The organism is Candidatus Eisenbacteria bacterium, assembly GCA_016867495.1.
Classification (GTDB): Bacteria; Eisenbacteria; RBG-16-71-46; order CAIMUX01; family VGJL01; genus VGJL01.
The window spans coordinates 1-1,933 of the sequence record VGJL01000334.1; the positions used below are offsets into that span (position 1 = coordinate 1).

General features: G+C 66.9%; 2 protein-coding genes. Both read left to right on the forward strand.

Annotation, left to right across the window (positions count from 1 at the left end; genetic code table 11):
• Positions 1–370 precede the first annotated feature (370 nt).
• Positions 371–1,375 (forward strand): hypothetical protein, encoded by a 1,005-nt coding sequence (locus tag FJY88_14000; protein MBM3288439.1) that lies wholly within the window; start codon positions 371–373, stop codon positions 1,373–1,375.
• A gap of 167 nt (positions 1,376–1,542) precedes the next feature.
• Positions 1,543–1,933 (forward strand): cysteine hydrolase (locus FJY88_14005; protein MBM3288440.1); only part of this gene is annotated, 391 nt, incomplete at its 3' end.

A 1,933-nucleotide genomic window follows, 5' to 3' on the forward strand; every position in this document is an offset into this window, starting at 1 on the left:
ACATCGCGCACGCCTATCGCTCCGACTACAAGGTGATCTACAGCAACGGCGGCGGCGCCGCCCAGCTCGGCGGGACCGGTGACTGGGCCCTCCTGGTCGCGAACGCCTGCGCCTGCGATCATGGCCCGACGCCAGTCGAGACCTCCACGTGGGGGCGGATCAAGTCCAACTTCCGCAACTAGTCCGGCGTCCGGCCGCGCTTGAGGAGAGCGCGGCAAGCTTCGCATACCCCCGCCATGCCGACCGAGGGACTGCGTCGGCGTGGCGGGGGTCACGCTTCCCCCCGCCGGCATCCCCGCTTCGCGCGGTGTGGACCCGGAACCTGCCGCGGGGTATCGTGCGATGGCGATCCCGTGGAGGTGGATCCACGATGAACTGCCACGCGCGCCTGCTTGTCCTCTCCATATCGGTCGGCCTGTCCATCGGCCCCGGGACCGGATCCGGCGCGGCCGCCGCGAGCGGGACGGAGGACTCGGGGACCCCGGTTGCCGGCGCGATCCTCTTTCGGACGGCGCTCGAGGACCTCACGAGCCCGGCCGTCCAGAACCTGACCGGCATTCCGGACGATCTGCGGCGTCGCATCGGGAGCTTCGCTGAACGGGCGTCGATCTTCCGCTCGAGGCTCCCCGCTGGGGATGGACGGCAGGGGCCCGAGGCGTCGCTCCTGGCAAAGCGCAGGCGTCTCGAGAGGGATCTCTTCTGCCTTGTCGATGCCGCGGGAATCGAGATCCTGGCAGCCGACTACGCGTCCCGCGCGGTCCTCTCTTACGAATGGGAGGGGTTCAGTGATGGGCCGATGGCGGAAGCGGCCTTCGCCGAGCAGTTCCTCCGCGAGCATCCTGCGACTCCGATCCGCGGCTACTTGAGCCTCTTCATAGTCCACAGGGTCCGTTGCGCGATGGAGACGCGGCGCGGCGACCCAGGGGACCAAGCGGAGCGCGAGACCGTTCAGTCCATGTACAGGTTATTTCTCGAAGCGGCCTTCAGGGATCCGGATCCCCTCATCCGCATGACCGCCTCCGATCTGGAGGGCCGGCCCTATCTCTACATCGAAGACGGAGGGTCGGAGCGTGACGGAGTCCCATCGGCCTCGATCTCTCGCGACGGCACGCGCGGCGATGCCGCCGATCTTGGCCTGCTGGGGCCGTCCCTCAGTCTGCGGCAGGCCCTCGACATTGCCGAGAAGGAGGCGGAGAAGAGAGGCGCGGCGCTCTCGGGGCAATACATCAACTCGATCGCGCTACGCTACGATGAGGATCGGAAGGAACGCTACTGGCATGTCCAGTGGATGTGGGCCCAACCGAAGCTGGGGATGGAGTACGGCCTGCGCATCTACATGGACGGGGAGATCATCCAGGCTACCCTTGGACCCTAGGACGGTACATCTCTCCTGCCGCAGGCGGTGGGCGCTCGTTGCGGCCCTCCTGATCGCTCTTTAGAGCGCCGCCTGGACGACCCACGGCCGGGCGACCGGGCGAGCTTCGATTGGATGCGGTTCGACGTCTACCTCCGCTGGTCGGCGGAGGAGCGCCCGGGCTCCAGATGACAGAGTGCGGAGGGCGCGGGAAGCGTGATAGGGAGAGGGAGATCGGCATGGAATCCTATGTGACGGAACGGGACATCGACGCCAAAACGCGCCAGTGGGTCGAGAGGATCCGCCCCTACAACCAGCACAAGATGAAGCTGCGGGCCGGCAAGAGCGCTCTGCTCGTCGTCGACATGCAGTGTTTCTTCCTGGAGAAGGGCTCGCCCACCTTCACGAGCGGCGGGCTCGCCATTCTTCCGACCGTCCGCGGGCTGATCAGGGCCTTTCGCAGAGCCGGAAGGCCCGTCATCTACACTCGGCATGTCCACGATCGCAGCGGAGTCGACCTGGGGCTGATGGGTTGGTGGTGGGAAGGCAAGTGCATCGAGGGAAGCCCGCAGAGCGAGA